At 59.7% G+C, this 20,097-nt stretch carries 18 protein-coding genes; 2 read left to right on the forward strand and 16 right to left on the reverse strand.

Annotation, left to right across the window (positions count from 1 at the left end):
• Positions 1–8: 8 nt before the first annotated feature.
• The 5 genes from AC1AYX_RS04995 to AC1AYX_RS05015 all read right to left on the reverse strand — a co-directional run bounded on the left by AC1AYX_RS04995 (position 9) and on the right by AC1AYX_RS05015 (position 5,842).
• Entirely contained in the window at positions 9–1,235 is a 1,227-nt protein-coding gene (locus AC1AYX_RS04995; protein ID WP_476502469.1) for a hypothetical protein, read from the reverse strand.
• Positions 1,236–1,256: 21 nt separating this feature from the next.
• A complete protein-coding gene (locus tag AC1AYX_RS05000; protein WP_476502470.1) occupies positions 1,257–2,591 on the reverse strand; it encodes a glycosyltransferase in 1,335 nt (444 codons plus the stop codon).
• Positions 2,588–3,730 carry a glycosyltransferase family 4 protein gene (locus AC1AYX_RS05005; RefSeq protein WP_476502471.1) on the reverse strand — a complete coding sequence of 381 codons (1,143 nt, stop codon included), beginning with the start codon at positions 3,728–3,730 and terminating at the stop codon, positions 2,588–2,590. The genes AC1AYX_RS05000 and AC1AYX_RS05005 overlap by 4 nt, the downstream gene beginning before the upstream one ends.
• A 253-nt stretch (positions 3,731–3,983) precedes the next feature.
• On the reverse strand, positions 3,984–4,634 hold the full coding sequence (locus AC1AYX_RS05010; protein ID WP_476502472.1) for an RloB family protein: 651 nt from the start codon (positions 4,632–4,634) through the stop codon (positions 3,984–3,986).
• Positions 4,634–5,842 carry an AAA family ATPase gene (locus tag AC1AYX_RS05015; RefSeq protein WP_476502473.1) on the reverse strand — a complete coding sequence of 403 codons (1,209 nt, stop codon included), beginning with the start codon at positions 5,840–5,842 and terminating at the stop codon, positions 4,634–4,636. Before AC1AYX_RS05015 ends, AC1AYX_RS05010 begins: the two co-directional genes overlap by 1 nt.
• Positions 5,843–6,017: 175 nt before the next feature.
• On the opposite strand from AC1AYX_RS05015, the gene AC1AYX_RS05020 reads away from it, so the two are divergent.
• Positions 6,018–6,266 (forward strand): hypothetical protein, encoded by a 249-nt coding sequence (locus AC1AYX_RS05020; protein ID WP_476502474.1) that lies wholly within the window; start codon positions 6,018–6,020, stop codon positions 6,264–6,266.
• 109 nt (positions 6,267–6,375) lie between these two features.
• The gene (locus AC1AYX_RS05025) at positions 6,376–7,014 is read left to right on the forward strand and encodes an ATP-binding protein (protein WP_476502475.1); all 639 of its coding nucleotides are present in this window, start codon (positions 6,376–6,378) and stop codon (positions 7,012–7,014) included.
• Positions 7,015–7,150: 136 nt separating this feature from the next.
• Here the strand turns inward: AC1AYX_RS05025 and AC1AYX_RS05030 are convergent, their stop codons facing one another.
• From AC1AYX_RS05030 to AC1AYX_RS05080, 11 genes are all read right to left on the reverse strand, one after another.
• Positions 7,151–8,701 (reverse strand): sugar transferase, encoded by a 1,551-nt coding sequence (locus AC1AYX_RS05030; protein WP_476502476.1) that lies wholly within the window; start codon positions 8,699–8,701, stop codon positions 7,151–7,153.
• Positions 8,702–8,889: 188 nt separating this feature from the next.
• On the reverse strand, positions 8,890–10,650 hold the full coding sequence (locus AC1AYX_RS05035; RefSeq protein WP_476502477.1) for an ABC transporter ATP-binding protein: 1,761 nt from the start codon (positions 10,648–10,650) through the stop codon (positions 8,890–8,892).
• An 8-nt stretch (positions 10,651–10,658) separates the two neighbouring features.
• Entirely contained in the window at positions 10,659–11,162 is a 504-nt protein-coding gene (locus tag AC1AYX_RS05040) for a hypothetical protein (protein ID WP_476502478.1), read from the reverse strand.
• Positions 11,163–11,262: 100 nt separating this feature from the next.
• Positions 11,263–11,436, reverse strand: a complete 174-nt coding sequence (locus AC1AYX_RS05045) for a hypothetical protein (RefSeq protein ID WP_476502479.1) — start codon at positions 11,434–11,436, stop codon at positions 11,263–11,265.
• Between the two features lie 9 nt (positions 11,437–11,445).
• A complete protein-coding gene (locus AC1AYX_RS05050; RefSeq protein ID WP_476502480.1) occupies positions 11,446–12,777 on the reverse strand; it encodes a hypothetical protein in 1,332 nt (443 codons plus the stop codon).
• 211 nt (positions 12,778–12,988) lie between these two features.
• Positions 12,989–13,789, reverse strand: coding sequence for a hypothetical protein (locus AC1AYX_RS05055; RefSeq protein WP_476502481.1), 801 nt, complete (start codon positions 13,787–13,789; stop codon positions 12,989–12,991).
• 223 nt (positions 13,790–14,012) lie between these two features.
• Complete coding sequence (locus AC1AYX_RS05060) at positions 14,013–14,420, reverse strand: hypothetical protein (RefSeq protein WP_476502482.1); 408 nt, start codon at positions 14,418–14,420, stop codon at positions 14,013–14,015.
• Between the two features lie 20 nt (positions 14,421–14,440).
• Positions 14,441–14,614 carry a hypothetical protein gene (locus AC1AYX_RS05065; RefSeq protein ID WP_476502483.1) on the reverse strand — a complete coding sequence of 58 codons (174 nt, stop codon included), beginning with the start codon at positions 14,612–14,614 and terminating at the stop codon, positions 14,441–14,443.
• A 22-nt stretch (positions 14,615–14,636) separates the two neighbouring features.
• On the reverse strand, positions 14,637–16,544 hold the full coding sequence (locus tag AC1AYX_RS05070; RefSeq protein ID WP_476502484.1) for a hypothetical protein: 1,908 nt from the start codon (positions 16,542–16,544) through the stop codon (positions 14,637–14,639).
• 606 nt (positions 16,545–17,150) lie between these two features.
• On the reverse strand, positions 17,151–17,318 hold the full coding sequence (locus AC1AYX_RS05075; RefSeq protein WP_476502485.1) for a hypothetical protein: 168 nt from the start codon (positions 17,316–17,318) through the stop codon (positions 17,151–17,153).
• A 58-nt stretch (positions 17,319–17,376) separates the two neighbouring features.
• On the reverse strand, positions 17,377–19,737 hold the full coding sequence (locus AC1AYX_RS05080) for an autotransporter outer membrane beta-barrel domain-containing protein (RefSeq protein ID WP_476502486.1): 2,361 nt from the start codon (positions 19,735–19,737) through the stop codon (positions 17,377–17,379).
• Positions 19,738–20,097: the final 360 nt, after the last annotated feature.

Below are 20,097 nucleotides of genomic sequence, written 5' to 3' on the forward strand. Positions count from 1 at the left end.
CACAGTAATTAATAATCACGTTGCCATCGTGCAAACAATTTGGACCGTTTTGCTTCTTCAACCGATTCTCCTCTGGCGTATAGCACCATTCCAATGAAAATGTAGCAAACAGCCCAAGCGAACATTGCACTGATGGAGTCAGCCGTAGTAAGATTAAGAAAATTAAAAATCATTAACAGCGAGCAATACAGGTTCCGGCCCGTTATATTCCAATAATTATTAATGAAAAGAAGAACTGCAATCGGGCTTAGCTCGAAAGTCATACGAACAAACGCCATTTCCAAACTATGACCCAATGTTCCTTCTACTGATCCAAATCCAAAGGTTTGATAACCGTCATTCAGCAGGCTGGCAAGGAAGTCCGACCGCCCCATCGTCATTTCCGAAATGTCCAAGTGCAAAGCTGACTGCAAAGACGTTGAAGTGGGAAGCATCAGATAAAAGTAAAACATTGCAATAGCGAAAAATACTATTTTAGCAATCGGACTAAACCACTTTGGCAGACGCGCATCACGATTAAATAGTACCGGAAAGAAAAACGCTATTATCGCAAAAATGATGGCAGTTCGTTTAAACGTCGCAATGGCGAACAGTGTAGACAACACCGTAATCCACTGGCTACTTCTGTAATAGCAGAAAAAGAAGCAGAGCATGATTGCAATAGCGGAAAAATCATTAGATTCCAGTGGGGAACTGGAATCGGAGAAATTGGAAGCAAAAATATCGCTGAATGTAACGCCGCGCAATACCAGCTGCGTGATATATCCGATAACAGAGAAAATCAACGCAATCTTCATTCCATGAAACAGCTGTTCAAACGATAAGACATTCAATACGATATACGCGAATATCATAGGCGTAATAAGATTGAGAATGTCTCTTATTTGCCATTGAACGAAATGGTCTTTAGCAATAACCAAGACCAACGTGGCCATCATGAAACATAGGGCAACAGTAATCAGCTTACGGAATTCGTTCCAAAAGACACGATTCTTTTTATGCTGTATCATGTAGATGAGACCAAAAAAGATAGTAGCTCCCATAGTCAGGTACTTACTATCAGTAATCGCACCCTTCATTCCCTGTGTGACAAAAAACCCGTCAGTAAGAGCTTTCAACACAAAGGTAATGATAAAGAACGCAAATGTTGATTTCTCAAAAATATCCGCATTTCGCAGCTTCGCCTTCACATGCTGTGAAGGTATTGACGCTGAATCTACAGTCGACATCGTCATGTTTGTCACCAAATCCAGATTTTATTCGCTCTTGATATCGTTATACAGGCGGACAAGAGTCCTGATGTAATCATTCTGCTGACAACGCTCATCGACGTATTGACCACATTTTCGCTGCATATCCTGATATCGTGCGGCATTCACCTGTGCGGACTTCACCAGCGCCGCGCTCAGGTCGTCGCGGTCGCCGCTTTCGAAGCGGAATCCGGTATCGCCTTCGACGACGAGCTCGGGGATGCCGCCGATGTTCGCGCCGATCACCGGAGTCTGCGCGGCCAGCGATTCCAAGCCGGAGTACGGCATGTTCTCGCGCCATTCGGAGCACAGCACGCTGAAGCGGGCGTTGCCGACCTCGCGCTGGAGGTCCTCGCCGGTCTTGTAGCCGAGCAGCTTGATGCGGCTCTCCGCCTCCGGTCCGGCCTGCCTGACGAGGTTCTCGATGGTGGCGCGCTCGGGGCCGTCGCCCACGATGTGGAGTTTCCAGTTCCCGGGGATGGTCTGGACCCCCTCAGTCCCGTTTTGCGGGACAGCTCCCCCTGACAGGGGGCGCAGGCCGGCTGCCTGTAGGAAGGCCTTCACCAAGGTGAGGATGCCTTTCTCCTGGGAGAGGCGGCCGAAGAACAGGAAGTACGGTTCGACCGTGTCGAACTTGCCGGTGTTCGTCACCTTGTGGGCCATCGCCATCCGGCTCTCGGTCAGGAAGTTCTGGAAGGCCACGGTGCGGCCGGCGTAGCCGCCCTCGTCAAGCTTGCTCTTCATGAACTCGCTCGGCGCGATGATCTTGTCGATCTTGTCGTAGCTGTGGTGCATCTTCAGGAACTCGGCTTCGAGAAACGCGAGGCCGCTCTTCGCCTTCGAGCCCTTCACGCACGTGTTCTCCACCGCGTGGAAGAAACGGCGGTCCAGGCACCGGTCGCACACCTTGCCGTGGCCGTCGACCATCGTGTAGGCGGGGCACAGCAGGATGTAGTCGTGCGCCGTGTACACGACCGGCACATGGTGCTTCTTCAGGTACGGGGCGTCGAGGATGGACAGCGTCAGCTGGCGATGCACGTTGTTCATGTGGATGACGTCCGGCTTGAACTCCTCGAGCAGCGCCTCGAACTTGCGCTTCGACTCGAAGGAGTAGACGAGCGTGGCCGCCTCCTTCGCCTGCTGGAACGCGGAGATCTTGCCCACGTAGTCCTTCTCGGAGACGAAGTACTTGCTCCAGTAGCTCGGCTCGTTGTTCGGATGCCGCATGGAGAAGAACGCGACCTCGTGGCCGAGCGCCTTCAGGCCTTCGGCGAGCGCGAAGAAGTACGTTTCGGCACCGCCCTTGCGGTAGAAGTACTTGTTGACAAGCAGAATCCTCATCGCTTCTCCTCCCCACGGTACAGGGCGAGGGTCTGGTCGACCACCTTGTCCCAGCTGTACTTGCCGGTGATGTAGTCGGCCGCGCCGGCCTTGAACCCGACCACGCGATCCGGGTGCGCGATGAGGTCGCCGAGCTTGTCGGCCAGATCGTCCGTGTCGCCCTTGCGGAACGTCACCGCATGGTCGCCGACCACTTCCGCGCACTCCGGGATGTCGGAGGTCAGGCAGCAGTTGCCGTAGCTCATCGCCTCGAGGAGGCTCATCGGCATGCCTTCCAGATCGGAGGGCAGCACGTACACGTAGGCGTTGCTGTAGAGCTCCGCCAGTTCCTCGCCCTGCGTGAATCCGGTGAGCACGATGCGCGAATCGGCGGCAGCGGCGGCCTTGATGGACTCGTAGTATTCGGCGGAATCGGACGCGCCGCCGGCGATGACCAGCTTCTTGTCCGTGTCGAGGCGCCTGAACGCGTCGATCAGGTAGTGCACGCCCTTCTCCGGCACGATGCGGCCGAGGAACAGCACGTAGCCGTCCTTCTCGAGACCGTACTTGCGCGTGATCGCGTCCGCCGGGACCTGCTCGTTGCGCTCGATGCCGTTCGGCACGAACCGCACGTCGCGACCGTACGTGTCCTTGAAGTACTGTTGCACGTTGCGGCTGAGCACGATCACCTCATCGGCGCATTTCGCGGCCGTGCGCTCGCCCAACTTCAGATACGTGGATGCGAATTTGCCCCACTTCGCACGCTGCCAGTCGAGGCCGTGGATCGTCGCGACCGTGCGGATGCCGAACCAGTGCGCGAGGCGCAGCGGCACGCACGGGCCCTCCGCATGGTAGTGAATCACGTCGGGGCGCGCCTTGATTGCCTTGAGCGTGGCGAAGAACGACGACGTGAGCGCCGCCAGACCCTTCGCGTCGATCGTCGTGACGGGGATGACCTTCACGCCCTTGTACACATACGGCTTGTCGCTTTCGTTCGACTGGTTGTCGAACTCCTCGCCGGCCACGTTGTGGCCCTTGCGGTTGTACACGACGACCTGTTCGCCGCGTGCCGCCATACGGGTGGACAGCTCGTCCACCACGATCTCAATGCCACCCTCGCGCGATGGGATGCGCTTATGGCCGATCATCGCAATTCGCATACCGAAATCCTTGGAAACACTCACGCCGCGGTGAAGAAACCGGCATGACGGCCGCTGAAGCCCGGACCACTGCTCTTCACTCGCTCCTCCTGCCTGTGGACGCGCCCAAACGGGCACGCGACATCACAAACCGTTTCCGACTATATCGCAAGGGGGCTACCCGCTCCCCGTCATGCCCGCCCCCGTCACATCCGCTCCTCCACCACACCCGCCAGCCAACGGTCCCCGGCTTCGCCGTTGCCTTGCACTGTCTTCAGTGGCCCAAACCGAGTGCGCGCATCAGATGCACCATGGACGAAGAGGGATTGTTCTCAGGAAAACGGTTGACACCCTCATGCTGTTGGTCCAGCTTCAAGGCGTGCCGGCATGCCGTCTCCGCATGCTCGACATACCAATCACCGTCATAATGAGTCTTCCCTGCCACGCCGTCAAGGCTTTTGCCTTTGCTGCCGTCGAGCCGGTGCCGCTCATCTTCGGCTTCCTCATTGAGCAATGCCCGTCGTTCAAGCTTACGATGCAGAATCAGCCATAGCTCGAAGGTAGGGTTCGATACCGCGCATTCGATGCCCGGCCAGTCATCGGCCTCCTTCAGGACAGCCTCCAACTTGGGATGATGCGCCTTCGGATTGCTCTTCGGCCATTCCACGTCGAACACGCACCAGCATTGATCCACTTCCTTATCGGCGCGCTTCATGCGGATGGCCGCCTTCATCAGTTTGCTCGGAGCCCCATGGAGGTCTTCGATGTCCAGTCGGAAACGCTCACGGATGGCGGGGAGTCTCCTGACCGCATTGAGGTATTCGACCTCGGTCACCTCGCCTTCAGTGAATAACGCGATTACGGTCTTCTCCTTTCGGTTCCCTCTACTGCGCTTCAGGCTCTTTGGCTGGTCATGACGCCCCATCAGGCGATCACCCCCTTGCTACGCAGGAAATCAGCCAAATCGAGTTCCGGGATTCCTCCAAAACGACCATGCCTGTAACCGGATTCCAAGTCAATGGAATCCTTCACCCTCTGACTGTCGAAGGATGTCAACGGGTATAGCGTCGTGGCACCATCATGCTTTTCCGTCAGCCAAATCTCATCACTTTTCAGATACTGCATAAGACTCGTATCGTGGGACGTGAACACCAACTGGGCGCCATGAGGATTCATATCCTCATCTTGGAAGAAACGCAGCAGCTGCGCCGCCAACACCGGATGCAGACTCGCATCCAACTCATCGAACACTAGGGGCGCTCCAGCATCCAGCGCTGCAATGGCCGGACCGATCAATCTGAACCATGCTCTCGTACCTTCGGACTCCTGTCTGAAATCCAACGGGGAGTCACCGTGGGGAGAAGCATGCAGCAGTTCCACTTTTTTGCGTTTGCGTCTCGAAACCGTAGTATCCTCGACGACCCGCACATCGCGAATACCCAAATCCGCCATGCGCAACCATGCCAAAGCACGCTCGCGCTGCTCCGTACCGTTCGTGTCGAACTCGGGAGAATCGAAGTCGAACAACGAGGGCTGCACAATCAGGCTGTCATCGAACAGGTCACGCGTGTTTGCATCTGTAATCAGCATGGACATGGTGGCATATCGTGCGGAGGATTCTCCAAGGAACTGCATGGACTGAATGGCCCCCAGCAGGCCGGAGAGAGAGACTTCATCGTATCGCCGCGCGATGGACATCACCAGCGTCCTCGGCGTCAGCAACTCTTCAATCGCGGTCTTCCGCTGGACGCTGTCATCGAATCGTAGGATATCCTCTTCCCTCTCGAACAGGCAGATCCGATTCCCCTCACGTGTCGCATACACGGACTCATAGTGAATGCGCTCACGATTCGCCTCCAGATAGTATTCATAGTGAACACCATCTACCAGCATCTCCAATTCAAAAGCACTGGGATGACCGTCGTCGCTGGAAAAGGCGAATGGGTCAAGGGGGATGCTGTCATCCCAGAATTGCAATGAGGTCATTACGGCATACTTCAGCCACTGGAGCGAAAGCAGCACATTCGACTTGCCCGAGGCGTTGGCACCGTATATGGCCGCCTCCGGCAGAAGTCCCACACCCAAAGACTTCTGATACAGCGGGGATTCGGCGTTCTCGTCGGCCGAAACCATGGACAGCTCCATGCGCTCGTCTATGGACCGGAAATTCGAAACCGCGAATCTGATAAGCATGCCATCACTCTACGTCACGGCTCATACCGGTGCGATTGGCGAAGGTTCCCGAGGGCTCTGTCCACATTGCCGGTACGGGTTGCGACGGGGATGCGCGGCCTCATACGGTGAATCCATGAGCACCAACGACACTGTGATTCATGGCAGGCGGGCCGAGAATCACAGGATTGCATGGCTGTTGAGTATTTTTGCTCAGTCATTGAGCAAAAATACTCAACAGCCTCGTCAGTCGGATGAACGAACCGAGACGATTCATACAGGTGGTAGTCGGACCCCGGCAAACCGGGAAAACCACCGCAGTACGCCAAGCTTTGAAAAAAAAACGATCTGCCATATCGCTTCTCCCGCGTATCTCAGGAACTGACCATGCCCAGAGAATGGCTGCGCAGGGAATGGGACGAGGTCAGATTGCTCGCCATGCGGGAGCGCAAACCCTGCCGTTGCGCGACGACCAGGAACGATGGCTGTCGTACATGACCGATTCGATTATCAACCCCAGCATCCTCAATGACGTGATAGGCCTCGAACGCATCACCAAGCCCGCACTGATGAAGTCATTGTTCTCATTGGGGGCGGCGTATTCCGCGCAGGAGATTTCCTATCGCAAAATCATGGGTCAACTCGACGATGCCGGCAACACCACCACCATCGCCCACTACCTTGATGTCCTGTCCGACGCAGGGCTACTCAGCGGTATTCAGAAATACAGCGACCAGGCCATCCGAAAGCGAGCATCGTCACCGCGTTTGGCCGTGCACGACACCTCATTGATGACTGCATCCTATGGGCCGAATCGCAGTCTGTTGCTGTCGGATCACACTAGACGGGGGCACCTCGTCGAAAGCGCCATTGGCGCATACCTGCTGAGACGTGCCGCACGGGAAGGTTTCGAGGTCAACTGGTGGCGCGACACCAGCAACCGTGAGGTCGATTTCGTCATCACCAGCGGAGCAAGCCGCACCGCCATCGAAGTGAAAAGCGGCCGTATCCGTAAGCTCGATGGCCTTGACGCATTCTGTAGCCGATATCCCGGCACTCACACCATTGTCGTCGGTTCATACGAGACACCGTTGGAGGATTTCCTTCTCGGGTCAATCCCTCTGTTCCGGTAGGCACAAACCGGGGCTCCGTCCACATTGTCGTACGGGTCGCGACGGGCCAACGAGACTCTCCCCCAGTCCGCTTCGCGGACAGCCCCCTCGGCAGAGGGGGCCGACCCCACATGCACGCACCGTGTGCGTCGGAAACTCAGTACGCGCCCTTGTGGCTGAGCACGGCGCCTACCGTGCGGAACATGAGCACGATGTCGCCCAGAATCGACCAGTTCTGCACGTACGCCACGTCGAGCGCCTCGCTCTCCTCGGCGGTCAGGTCGGAACGGCCGGACACCTGCCACGGGCCGGTGATGCCGGGCTTGACGAGCATGCGCGTCGCGTACAGCTTGTTGTAGCGCTCGTACTCCTCAGGCAGCGGCGGGCGCGGGCCCACGACGGACATGTCGCCCCTGAACACGTTGAGGAACTGCGGCAGCTCGTCAATGGAGAAGCGGCGGATGAAATGGCCCACCTTGGTGATGCGCGGATCGTCCTTCATCTTGAAGATGAAGCGGTCCTCCTGGCCGCTTTCCTCGGCGAGCTTCGCCTTGAGCTCGTCGGCGTTGACCACCATGGAACGGAACTTGAGCATGCGGAACGGCTTGCCGCGCAAGCCGATGCGCTCCTGCGAGTAGAACACGGGGCCGCCGTCGGTCACCTTGATGGCGATCGCGACGGGCAACGTGATGATGAGCGAGCACAGAATCGCGAGCGTCGAGACGATCAGGTCGAACGCGCGCTTGACGATCGTGGTGGCCGGGCCGTACTGGGCGAGGCGTTGCGTGATGATCGTCGTGCCTTGGATGGAGCGCACCTGGATCTCGTGGTTGGTGGTGTCGGCGGCGGAGGCGACGAGCGCGGTCTCGAGGCCGAGCGATTCCATGCGCACGGAGAAGATGTTGAAGTTGTCGGAGAATCGGCGCAGCACGTCGGTCACCATCACGGTCTGCGCGTTCATGCCGACCATGCGCTCGGCGAGCGAGTGGTCGTCGTATTCGAGCACGGGCAGGCGGGAGCCCCAGTTGGCGAACACCTCGCGGTCGATCGCCTCGTGGTCGTGGTCGGGGAGGATGGTGCCGGTCTCCTTGTCGAGGAGGATCGGGCACACGGCGACGGGCCGGTAGTTGAGCTGTTCCCTCTTGGCGAGGAACCGGAGCATGCGGCCGATGCCGTGCGGCGAGCCGACGATCACGGTGCCGTACGCATAGCCGCCCTTCTGCCTACTGCGCGTGATGAACAGTCGCGCGATGTAGCGTTCGATCATCGCGAACACCCACACGGGCAGGAGCAGCACGAGCGTGGTGCTGAACCACACATCCACGTCGAGCACGTAGTTGATCGCGCACAGAATGACCCATGCCTGGATGGTGCCGAGGAACAGCAACGAGTTGAGCTGGTAGCCGTCGCCCATCACGTGGCGGTGGTAGACGCCCATCGTGTTGAGGCAGCTGACGTAGACGATCGCCGCGATGATGAGGTACACGGTCAGGTTGACGTCGAAGCCGAAGCGGTCGGAGACGAACCCATCAGTCGGCTGCCACAGCATGATCACGGTGGTGGCGACGACGAGGAACACGGCCGCGTCGACGAGCGCCAATGCCAAGTTGACGAAGAAGCGCCAGTACAGGACGCGCGTCAGCTGCAGCTGGCGGGTATCGGCGAGCTGTACCGGGCCTCCGGCCGCTGGGGCGGCACTGGTTCCCACACCTGTTTGACCTGACAACACCACTGTCCGAACCTCGTTTTCCTTGTTCTCTCCCGGCACGACTCCGTCAGGAGATGCCACTGACGCTCAGCTTACCAGCACCATCTACCCAGATTCCACACATCCCGTAATACGGGCGGGCCCGGGAAACGCCGGTGCCGAGTGTTCGCGGAACGTTCGCTGGACGTTCATTTTCCGGCGATGTCCCCGCCGTCTCCCGCTCCGAGTTCCACCACAGCGTCGCAGTAGTCCAGCACCTCGGCCCTGTGCGTGACGATGAGCACGGTGCGGTCGCGCAGCGCGCGGATGCGTTCGAGCATCGCGTGCTCGGTGGCGATATCCAACGCGGACGTGGATTCGTCGAGGAGCAGCACGGGCGCGCCGCTGTAGAGCGCACGTGCGACGGCGATGCGCTGCATCTGCCCTTCGGACAGTCCAGTGCCATGCTCGCCGAGCAGGGTCTCGTAGCCGTCCGGCAGGTTCTCGACGAATCCCGCGGCGTCGGCGATCCGGCACGCCTCGTACACGCGGTCGTCGTCGATGTGCGCCGGGTCGGGGTCGCGGTCGGCGAACGCGACGACCTCGCGGATCGTTCCGGACATCAGGTTGTTGCCTTGCGGCACGTACGCGAAGAAGCCGTGCGGCACGTCGCCGGGCGCGACGAGCGCTCCCGTATCGTCGCGCACGCCGATCGCGCCCTGCTGCGGCGCGTAGGCACCGAGCAGGAGCTTCATCACCGTGCTTTTGCCGATGCCGGAACGTCCGGTGAACGCCACGAAGTCACCTTTGCGGATAAGACAGGAGAAGTCGCGGAGCACCTGGTTGCGCCCGTACGTGAAGTCGACGTGGTCGAAGCTGAGGCCGCGTGCGCGCGCGTACAGTGCGCGCGCGTCGCCGGCCTCGCGCGGCGCCGGTGCGTGCGCACCGTGCGCGTCGCGCGTCGCGAGGCCGGTCGCGTCGCGCGCCGCGTCATCGCCGACTTCGATGAGCCGTTCCGCGCTGGCGAGCATCGCCGCGTGCTGCGGGAACATGCCGCCCATCATCGCGAACGGCGATTGGATCTGTCCGATAAGCTGGATGACGGCCATCATCGTGCCGTAGCTCAGCGTGCCATGCAGGATGCCGAAACCGCACCAGACGAATCCGATGAGATAGCCGAGGTTCATCGCGGATGACAGGCCGGTGCTCGCCACGGCGGTGACGGTGACGCGGCGCATGCGCGCACGCCGGTGCGCGTCCATGCGCCGCCCGGCGAGCGTTTCCACTTTGCCGCCGACGCCGAACGCACGGATCACGAGCAGGGATTCGAGCGCCTCCTGCATGTACGAGCGGACGCGGCCGCCCGCCTCCTGCACGCGCTTGTGGAGGCGCTTGAGCAGGCCGCGCAGCAGGAAGGACGCGGACGCCATCACGCATCCGGCGACGAGGAACAGCGCGGTGAGCAGCGGCGCGAGCACGATCATCACGGCGACGACGCCGACGATGCGGATCGTCATCGACACCGCGTTGGGCACGAGCGACGTCACCGCGCCGGAGACGACGGTCACGTCGGAGGTGAGACGGTTCATGAGCTCGCCGGAATGGTATTGCTGCGTGCGGGCGAGCGGTGCGTCGAGGATGCCGGCGAACACATGCGCGCGCATGCGGTTGTCCATCGTGGCGCGGGCGCGTTCGGCGACCATGACGTTGGCGGCGCGCAGCGTGATCTGGATGATGATGGCGACGCCGAACGTCAGCGCCTCGCGGATGAACGCGGATTCGTCATGGGCGACGGCCGCATCGATCGCGCCGCGCATCATCAGCGCATATCCGACGGCGATGGCCGCCATCGCGGCCTGGAGCACGCATAGCGCGGCGACGAGGAGCGATGAGCGGCCGTAGACGCCGAGCAACCAGCGGTAGATGCGCCACGTGGGGGTGCCGGCGGGGTTCGCCTTGTGACGGGCCATGTGCGGGATCAGTAGTCGCCGGTCCATCCGCCGTCTCCGCCGTCGGTGGTGCCGGACGAGCCGGAGGTGCCGTTGTTCGTGCCGCTTCCGCTGGTGCCGTTGTCGCCGAACAGCTGGGACGTGTCGGCGGAGTTGTCCTCCCCCGCGTCCGGGTCGGCGGTGGAGCCGTTGCCGCCCGTGGTGGAGCTGCCGTTGCCGGAACCAGTGCTGCTGGAACCGGCGCCACCGTTGGTGCCGCTGGTGTTGCCGGAGCCATCGGTAGTGGTGGTGTTCTTGGACTTCGACGTGGAGTCGGTGCCGGACTGCTGGCTCGTGCCGTTCGAGACGGTGGTCACGTCGCCGGGGCGACCGGCGTGCGAGGTCGCGAAGGCGAACAGTCCTCCCGCAATGGCGACGGCGCAGACGGCGACGATCGCCAGCACGATCACACGTTTGCGGGAGCCGTGCGCGGCGTGCTCCGCCTTCTCGTGGGATTTCCCGGAATCATGTGTTCCGGATTCGGGTTGCGTCATCGTTGCTCTCCTTGATGATTGATGGCGATTAGCACGGGACATGCGAAAGGCGGGGAGCACGAGCCATGCTCATGCTCCCCGCCTCATCGGACGTCAGTCGTCACGCGGTGGGCGTGACGGACGGGTCGACGGCCGTCGACGGATCGGTCGGCGTCGTCGTGCAGTTGGTCGGGTCGAACGGGTTGCAGCCCTTGTTGTCGCTCGTGGTGATGACGTCAAGGCCGGTGAACATCGTGGCGCGCAGCCACGGCTTCTCGTATTGCATCTTTTCCATAATCATGCCTCACTTAGTCGCGTTGGTGGCTTCCTTGTACGCATCCTGAAGGGCCTGAGCGTAGGCCTTGTCCGTCCGGGACGCGTTCTGGTCGGAGAGGATGGCGTTGATTACCATGTTGACCGAACGGTACTGGACACCGTCCTCCACGCGGGCGGTGGTGCCGTCCGCGGTCTTGAACTGGACATAGAACCGGGAGACCACCTGGTCATTGTAGTTCTTCGCCGGGATGGAGGGCAGCAGCAGGCTGGTGGCGTACGAACCGTCATCGGACTCGATGTACTTGCTGCCGGCAAGGGTCAGCGGGAGACGCTTCGAAGCGTCATAGGTCGCGCCGGTACCGTAGTCCCAGCCCCACGCATAGTCGCTGAAGCCGTCGACCTTGGTCAGGCGGTAACGGAAGCGAAGTTCGGTGGTCGCGGCGTTGCCGTTGTTCGAGTTGCGCAGAGAGGCGCCGTTGAACGCGAAGAAGTCGGACGACTGCGGGACGACCACGAACTTGGCGGCATTGACGGCCGACTTGCCGTTGTTGGTATCCACGGCGTTGACGGACTGGTAGCCGTCCTTCACGTAGGACTTCGTGCCCCACTTGTCGCCATTCGCCGGGTTGGCGTACGCCGTGTTGGCCCAGCCGGTGCCGTCGAACGTACCGCCGGAAACGGAGTAGCGGACGATGCCCTTGGCGGTATCCGCATCGTTCTGGTCGAGCAGACGCTTGGAGCTCGCATCCTTGGCGCTGTCGCCGATGCCGAAGGTACCGCCGTTGATGGTCACCTGGACATCGCTGTTGCCTTCGGTGGCATCGTCGACCTTGATGGCGTAGGCGACGCTCTCATCGGCCTTGGTGGCGCTCTTCCACGTCGTCAGACCGTCGAAGTTGCCGCTTTCGATGGTCAGCTTCGCGGTATCGTTCACCTGAACCGCCGGGCCACCGGTAACGGTGCCTGTCTTCTTGGCGGACGTGTCCTTAATGGTCAGGGCGCCATTCGCGCCGCCGACGGCGAGCGCCGGGGTCTCCGCGGGCGCGGTGATGCTGTATCCGTTGAGATCCAGATCGATGGCCTTGTTGTTCAGGTAGACCTGGTTCACTTCAACGTTCTTCAGCAGCCTGACGGTGGAATTCCCACCCCATGCCGCGGAAACAGCATCCTGCAACGTGGTGAAATCGCCGTTTTCGATTTTATTGCCGGTATCCTTACGAATAACCTCGGCCACGTAACCATCAGCAGCAGTATTGTCACCATCCGCGGCGTAGGCGGCCGGGGCGGCGGCAAACAGGGCCGCTACCATGGCGAGGCCAGCTACCGCGCCGATTCCCTTCTTCATGTTCTTCACTGTCATCTTTCACCTTCGTTCTCGGTCAGTCATTCTGCCGATTCATCGTGGGAATCATGGTGCATGTCCTACACTGCACGGGCGTCCATCGTTCTTCCTCTACCGGGGAGTCTAACACCCACCCGTTAACAAGGGAACAGCCATGCACCCGAATCGTCCACAGGCTGACATCGTTCGCAAATCCGTGTCGTCCGTCGGCTACGCCGCGCGCCAATCGTCACTCGCCGCCGAGGAGGGCGGTCGAGCTGGCGCGGACGGCGGCCTCGCTGATCGTGCAGGAGAGGCGGTAGACGGGCACGGCGGCGAGCAGCGCGTCGAGCAGACCGAGCGTGCCGAGCGCGGCCGCCGAGTCGGCGGGCATGTAGGTCTGTCGCGCGACGTACGGCAACGAGGCGGCGGCATCGAGACGGACGCACGTGTTCGCCACGCCGTCGTCGTCGAGGAAACGGACCGGCGCGGCGTCGGCGGGAATCGCCGCCGCGCCGCGGTCCGCCTCGTTGACGGGGCCACCGCCGGTGGCGCGCGTCACGACGCAGACGCCGGCGAGAGGCGCGCCCACGTTGCGCTGCCAGCCTTCCTTGCCCGCCCACGGCGTGCCGTACGCGATGACGCGCGGCGTCGCGGTGCCGGCGTCGCCGCCGCGTTCGATGCGCAGAATCGGTTTGTCGCCGTTGACGATCTGCACGCGGTCGCCGAACACGCGTCGCCACAGGCTGATGTGCGTGCTTTTGCCGGTGCCGCTGGGCGCGGTGAAGATGTAGGCGCGTCCGTCCATCGCGATGGTCGCGCCATGGAAGACGAGCCGGTCGTGCAGGGGCGCGTATTCGGCGATCCTGCGGAATACGGCGAGGGTTTCGAGATAGTCGTCGCGCCAGTCGCCGGGGTCGCCGACGGTGCGCTCATGGTCGATGTCCGATTGCGTGGTGACGATGGCGAGGTCGGCCGACGCGGCGTCGCGTTCGAATCCGTGCGATTCGATGAGATAGTCGGCGGCCTGACGGCGAATCCGATCATGCATCGACCGCACCGCCACCGTCACCCCAGCCACCCGCATACAAAATTCACTCACCCCCGCATTCTAAAACAAAAAGGCTCGTATCCGCACATTCATGCAGATACGAGCCTTCGCCAAATTCGGCTCCCTCTGATGAGGGAGCTGTCGGCGAAGCCGACTGAGGGAGAGAAACCCAAGACAAGCTAGCTGGAACGCAACATTTTCAAACCGCTACGTCAGCCGCCTCTTAATTCCCACTCAGCTCATAAATCGGCCCATAATTATCCGAATCCGAATCCGGATGCTCGGCCGGCGTCATCCCCTGCGAGGACGAGCCGTCACCGGACGAATCCCCGCTGGAATCCTGCGAATCGGACCCGTCGGAGTTCTCCAGTTCGGAGAAGTCCAACGTGGGTTCGCCGCTGTCGGAGTTGCCGGAGCCGGATTTCGACTTCGACGTGGACTCCTTGTTGACGCTGGTGCTCGTACCGGAGGTACCGGTGTTGCCGTTCGTCTTGTTCCCGGAGGAGACGGCGAACGCGGCGATCGCCGCGACCACGACGATGATGACGATGGCCGCGACGATCGCGATGACCCGCTTGCGCGGGAAGGCAGAGGACGACGCAGAAGCGCCGTGTCCGTCATGCTGAGGCATACTACCGAACTCCTACCGCCTCAGTTGAGGGTGCTGGCACCGGAGAGGTCACCGAAGTCGATGTCGCCGCCACCGTTATCAGTGCTGCACTCGGGATCATCCGGGCTTTCGCAACCAGTCATGTTGGAGTCGCAGACGATATCGGTGCCGGACACCAGAATGGCTTCCAGTTCAGGCTTCTCATATTCCTTCATGATCTTCTTCTTTCCTCATCAATCATTCGGCAGTGGCAGTGGGCACGGTCACCGTTTGGGCGGCGCCTCTGACGGCAGTACCGTCAAGCGTACGCCACTGCGGAATCACAGTAAACGTGGTACCGGCCGGAACACCTGTAATGACAGCGGTGGTGAGATACCTTGCGTCACCCTGATTGAGTTTCGTATAACCGCTATCGCTTCCATACTTAGGATTACCAGCAGTCGTGTACGAGACATCCTCACCTGCCGCGTCCGTTCCCTTCACGTAGTTGTAGACCTTCTTCTTCGTATCAAGCACGATGCTCTTCTTGCCCGACTTGATGATGAAGAGGAAGGATCCGTAATTGTAACTGTCGAGACCGGAAATCAGACGGACATCACGCTTGCCGTCAACAGGCTTGGAGAACTGCGCGTGGGTGGTGATTGTACCATCCCCGACGAAGTGCGAATACAGGGAACCCGAATAGGCGGTTCTACTCACGACGATGCCGGTGCCAGGCACCACGCCCTCAAAACCAGCGGCCGTGGGATCCCACACGTGGTGGTTCGTACCGTCCACAGAATTCTGGACTTTATCTTCCGTCTTAAACGCGGACTGGCTGGTGTACCAGCCGGCGAACAGCTTGCCGGTCACGGTCGGCGCGGTGCTATCAAGCTGTCGAGTACCGACCCACGGCCTGCCATACAGGGTGACGGTACCGGTGGTGGTGCCGTTTGCAGCCGTGAACGGAGCCGCGCTCGTACCGGAGGTGAGGACCTTCCGGCCGTAGATGGCCTTGGTGGTGGCGGCCGAAGCGAGCGCGGTCATCGTCTCGCCATTGTTCGTGTAGGTGGTGTCCAGCTTGGTGCGCTTGGAATCGTTGACGAGATTGCCAAGCTGCTCCAGCAGATTATCACTCTGAGAAGCATCGCCGAGCCACAAGTTGTATTCACTCTCATCCGCGGAAGACGTGGCAGTGGCAGCCGGATTCACATTCGCGGAGAAGGTGTTGCCACTCTGCTGCGCCTGCCCGATGTAGTACTCCTTGCTGCTGCCTTCACCAATCTGCAAGCTTCCCTGCTCCTGAGCGAGGATGTTCACCGCGGAACCGGACTCCGAAGCAATGGCATTGCCGTTCTTGTTGTCATCGCTGATGCTGCCACCAACGATATTCGCCGTAGCACCCTTGCCCAAGACCAGAGCATTGTTGCTCCCATTGGCGGAATAGGAGCCGTTCGAGATATTGATGGTCGAAGCAACGCCGGAATCGGAGTAGACGGCGGCGTCGCGACCCCATATGGTCGGATAAGTGGTACTACGCTCTGTTGTCAAAAGGTCCTTAATAACCTCATCGACTGCGTTGATCAATTCATCAACAAGCCAAATGCCTGTACGAGTTAAATTGATTTTAATATCAAGACCCAAGTTATCCGTACGTTCATAATATCCCGAGCTATTCAGATTAACGGTAAAACCGCCTTGCGTGACACGAATTGCATACTGCTTCGTGTTCGCTCCACTAGCCCCAGATACCACATGAGAGTTACCGGTCAAGTCAAAATCTCCACCATCAACCGTAATCGCACTAGGGATACCAGCGTAATTACGAAGACCAGTAAGACCAGCCACATTCAAGAGGTTGATTCCAGCAAGATTGACATCGTCAAGAACGACTTTTCCAGCCAAGGTCAAAGAAGTGCCATCAGGAATCGAAAAAACAACATTACGCAAAATAGCAGTATCAGCAGCCGTAATCGTTAACGACGTCGAAACTCCATCATGCCCCAGTTTGTACGATGCCGGTTCCGCATATCCGTCATAGCTTGTTACACCAGCGCTTAATAGAGTATGCTCACTTGTCTCGTTAAACTTAATGACATTTGAATCAGTTATAAATATTTCTGAATTGCCATTTGTGATGCAAGTGTTAAAAAGACTTTTGGTCATATGCCGGGCACGAATTTGTATCCGCGGCGTTGGCGGGGGCTATGGCGATGGTGGAGAGGACCATCGCGGCGGCGGCCACGATGGCTGCTGCTGCGCCACCCCTCATATGTAGATTCCTCATGATTGCTCTCTTCCCGACGCGGCCTAATCCGCCGCGTCTGCAACTTCATCGGCGGATGCCGGTACGGTGGCCGCGCTCCTTACTTCCTACACGTGTCCCCTGCGGCATCCCCTGCTATTCAACGTAGCCCTCCCCCTCACCGCATAATGGGACATCGTCCACAAATTTGGTCGGATATCGCACGTCATCATGCCGAAATCCGCCCGAAAGCGTGCTCCGCGTATTTGGTCAATCACTCCGAAATCGTTGCAATACCGGGCATTCTCGACCATATCGCACGCGAACGTTCGATATTCATCAAGAATTAACCGCGAGAGAAACGCCGACGGCCATCGTCCCGCGTCATCACACGCGAACGGCATCATCGCTGATACAACAAACGCGGGGCGCGGCGACGTGACCACTCACGTCGCCGCACCCCGCTTACGGCACTGAAGCCGACCACCGCGCTACGCCCGTCAACTCACGGGCGTGGACGCATGGGCTCAGGACAGGTCGCCCCAGTCGAGGTCGCCGCTGCCGTCGCCATCACCCCAGTCGATGCCGCCGTTATCGCCGCCGGCGTCACCGCCGCCGCCCATGTTCGACTCGCACACGATGTCAGTACCGACCAGCTGGATAATCTCCAGTTCCGGCTTCTCATAAGGCTTCATATTCGTTTCCTTTTGTCGGTATTTCTACTTTGCTTGTTTGCAGTTGTCGGATTATGACTCACTCGATGGTGAGCTTGCCGTCCTGGCTCAGGGTGACCGTCTGACGGGCGCCCTTGACGACCGTGCCGTCAAGCGTCGTCCACTTCGGAGCGACGGTGAACGTCGAACCAAGCGGCACATTCGAAATGACGCCGGTCGCCAGATAGCGGGCCTGGTCCTGAGCGGCCTTCGCCGTGTACGTCGGCGTCTTCGACGTGTCTTTATGGTCGTCGATATACGCCGGGTTCAGAGCGAACGCCTTCTTCTCGCCGTTCTCCGTCACATAGTCGTAGGCGGTGTGACTGTACAGGCCCTTGATCGAACCCTTGTAGATCACCGCGAACGTGACGCCCTTGAAGTTGTAGCTGTCCAAGCCGGCCAGCAGACGCACATTGCGATAGCCGTCACCCTTGCTGGCGGACGCAGTCTGACCAGTCACCTTGATGGTCTTGGACCCGACGAAGTGCGGGTAGAGAGAACCGGAGTAGCTGCTCTTGTCCAGAACGATCGTGTCGTTCCAAGACTTGGAGCCCGCATCCCACACGTGATGCTTCGGCTGGTTGCCGTCGGCATCAACGGTGGTACCGCTGTTCAGCGACTCACCCTGAATGGTGTCCTCGGCCTCCCACTGGGACTGGCTGGTATACCAGCCGGCGAACAGCTGGCCATCCTTGGTCGGCGCGGAGTCACCCGGCGTGTAGGTGCCGGTCCACGGCGCACCATACAGGGTGACGGTGCCGCCGACCTTGGTCTTATCCTTGGAGATGTTCACCGTCTGGAACGGGCTGACGCTCGTGGAACCGTCGGAGATGACCTTACGCCCGTAAATCGCCTGGTTGGTGGCGTCGGCATAGTCGGCGGTGAGCTTGCCGTCCTTGTAGGTGGAATCATTCAGCTTGGCAGCGGCCGGAGTGGAGCCCGCGGTCTCGGCGGTCAGCAGGTTCCCAAGCTGGGTGAGCGCGTTGTCGCTGGACTGCGCGCCGCTGGTCCACAACTCATAGTTGTCGGCGCCAGCCGGATCGTTCAGCGTGGTGGACGCAGTAGAGTTCACCTGAGCGGCAAACGTGTTGTCGCCCTGCTTCTGCACCTGCTCGATCCAATAGCTGCCGTTCGCGGTGATGTTCGCGTCACCCTGCTTGGAAGCAAGGATGTTCACCTTGGAATTCTGCTCGGACTCGATGACCTTCGGAGTACCCTTGGTGGTGAGAGTGGAACGGTCAATGGTGTCCGTGACCGTACCCTTGACAAGGTTCATCACGGCAGAGCCACGAAGTTCCACAGCATAGCTGTCAGTGCTCTTGCGAGCACTGGAGTCCGTCTCGGTGCCGGGATTGAGCAGCGCCGCGGAATTGTCGATGTTGAGCGTACCGCCGGTGTACACACCGTTATGCTCGCTGTCGACGGCATTGCCGATCTTGGTGCTGCTGATTTGCACGGCATTGCCTTCACCGCCGATGTTGACGGTGCCGGAGGTAGAAACGGCACCATTGAGCACGTGAGTGCCGGTCACCTCGGTGTCCTTCTGGTTCGAGTAGGAGCCGTTGGTGATGTTGATGGTGGTGTCAGCACCTGGCACGGAGTACACAGCTGCGTCACGGCCCCACACGGTGGGGTAGTCGACGGTACGGTCAAAGGAGAGCAATCCAAGAACCGGGTCCAGGAGCGTGTCTACGAGATCACCTAGGAAACCCAACCCCGAAAGGTCAATAGCGGCCAAGCCGGCACGACCCTTCTGCGTGTAGGTGCCAGTGCTGTTGAGATTCACAGTAGCGCCACTGCCGGTAAGCACGATACCACGATTCGCCTGACTGGTCCTGTTGCCGGCACCGACCGCCATACGGGAGAAGTCGTTCATGGTGAACGTGGCGTTACCTGCAACCCTGACACCGTAATCAATACCCGCAGGAGTACCGCTGGTTCCGAGACCGATAAGGCCCCCAATACTGATTCCCGCAAGTTCCGCATCGTCCAACACCACTTTGCCCGCAAAAGTAAGGTGCGCTCCCGATTGCACATCGAACTGCACATTGCGCATGATTACATCGTTGCCATCTTCTGCGGTCGTGATAGTGACGTCACGCGTTACTTTCTCCGTAGCAACTTTGCCATAACCAGTAAGAGTGTTGCCCCACAACACACCGGCTGTAATCAATTCCGGACCATAATTGAAAGCCAGCACCTCATTGTCGGTACCATGATCGCCGGCAATGACGATGGTCGAGCACGTGCCGTTGAGAGCTTTTTCAAACGACTTCTGCGTAGAAACGTCGCACACGCTATCCGCGGCATAGGCCGGGGCGATGGCGAAGGTCGATAGGACCATCGCGGCGGCGGCTACGATCGCCGCGGCGACGCTGCCCCTTGTTCGTAGGTTCTTCATGTTTTCCTCCTCATGGCGCGGACCATGCAAACCGCCCGCACCTGGATACTTCATTGGTGGACGCACCGCGTCATGGCACCGTCACGGTGATTTCCAGCCGCAACCGGTTTCACAATCACCGTGGCGTTCCATGACGACCGAAAATAACGCATCCGCACGAAATGCCGCCCGCGTAGGTCCACTTTTTGGCAACGCTGCCATCCATCGGACGTCATCTCACATAATCAGACAATCACATATCGAACCGTTGCAATACCGACGTTCCCCACACATCATCGCACCCATCGCGAACCCACCCGGCCAAGCGCGAAACGCCGACCCCTTTGGCAATCCCACAAATGTGAAGATTCACGGGGGCTC

The organism is Bifidobacterium sp. LH_419, from assembly GCF_056356955.1.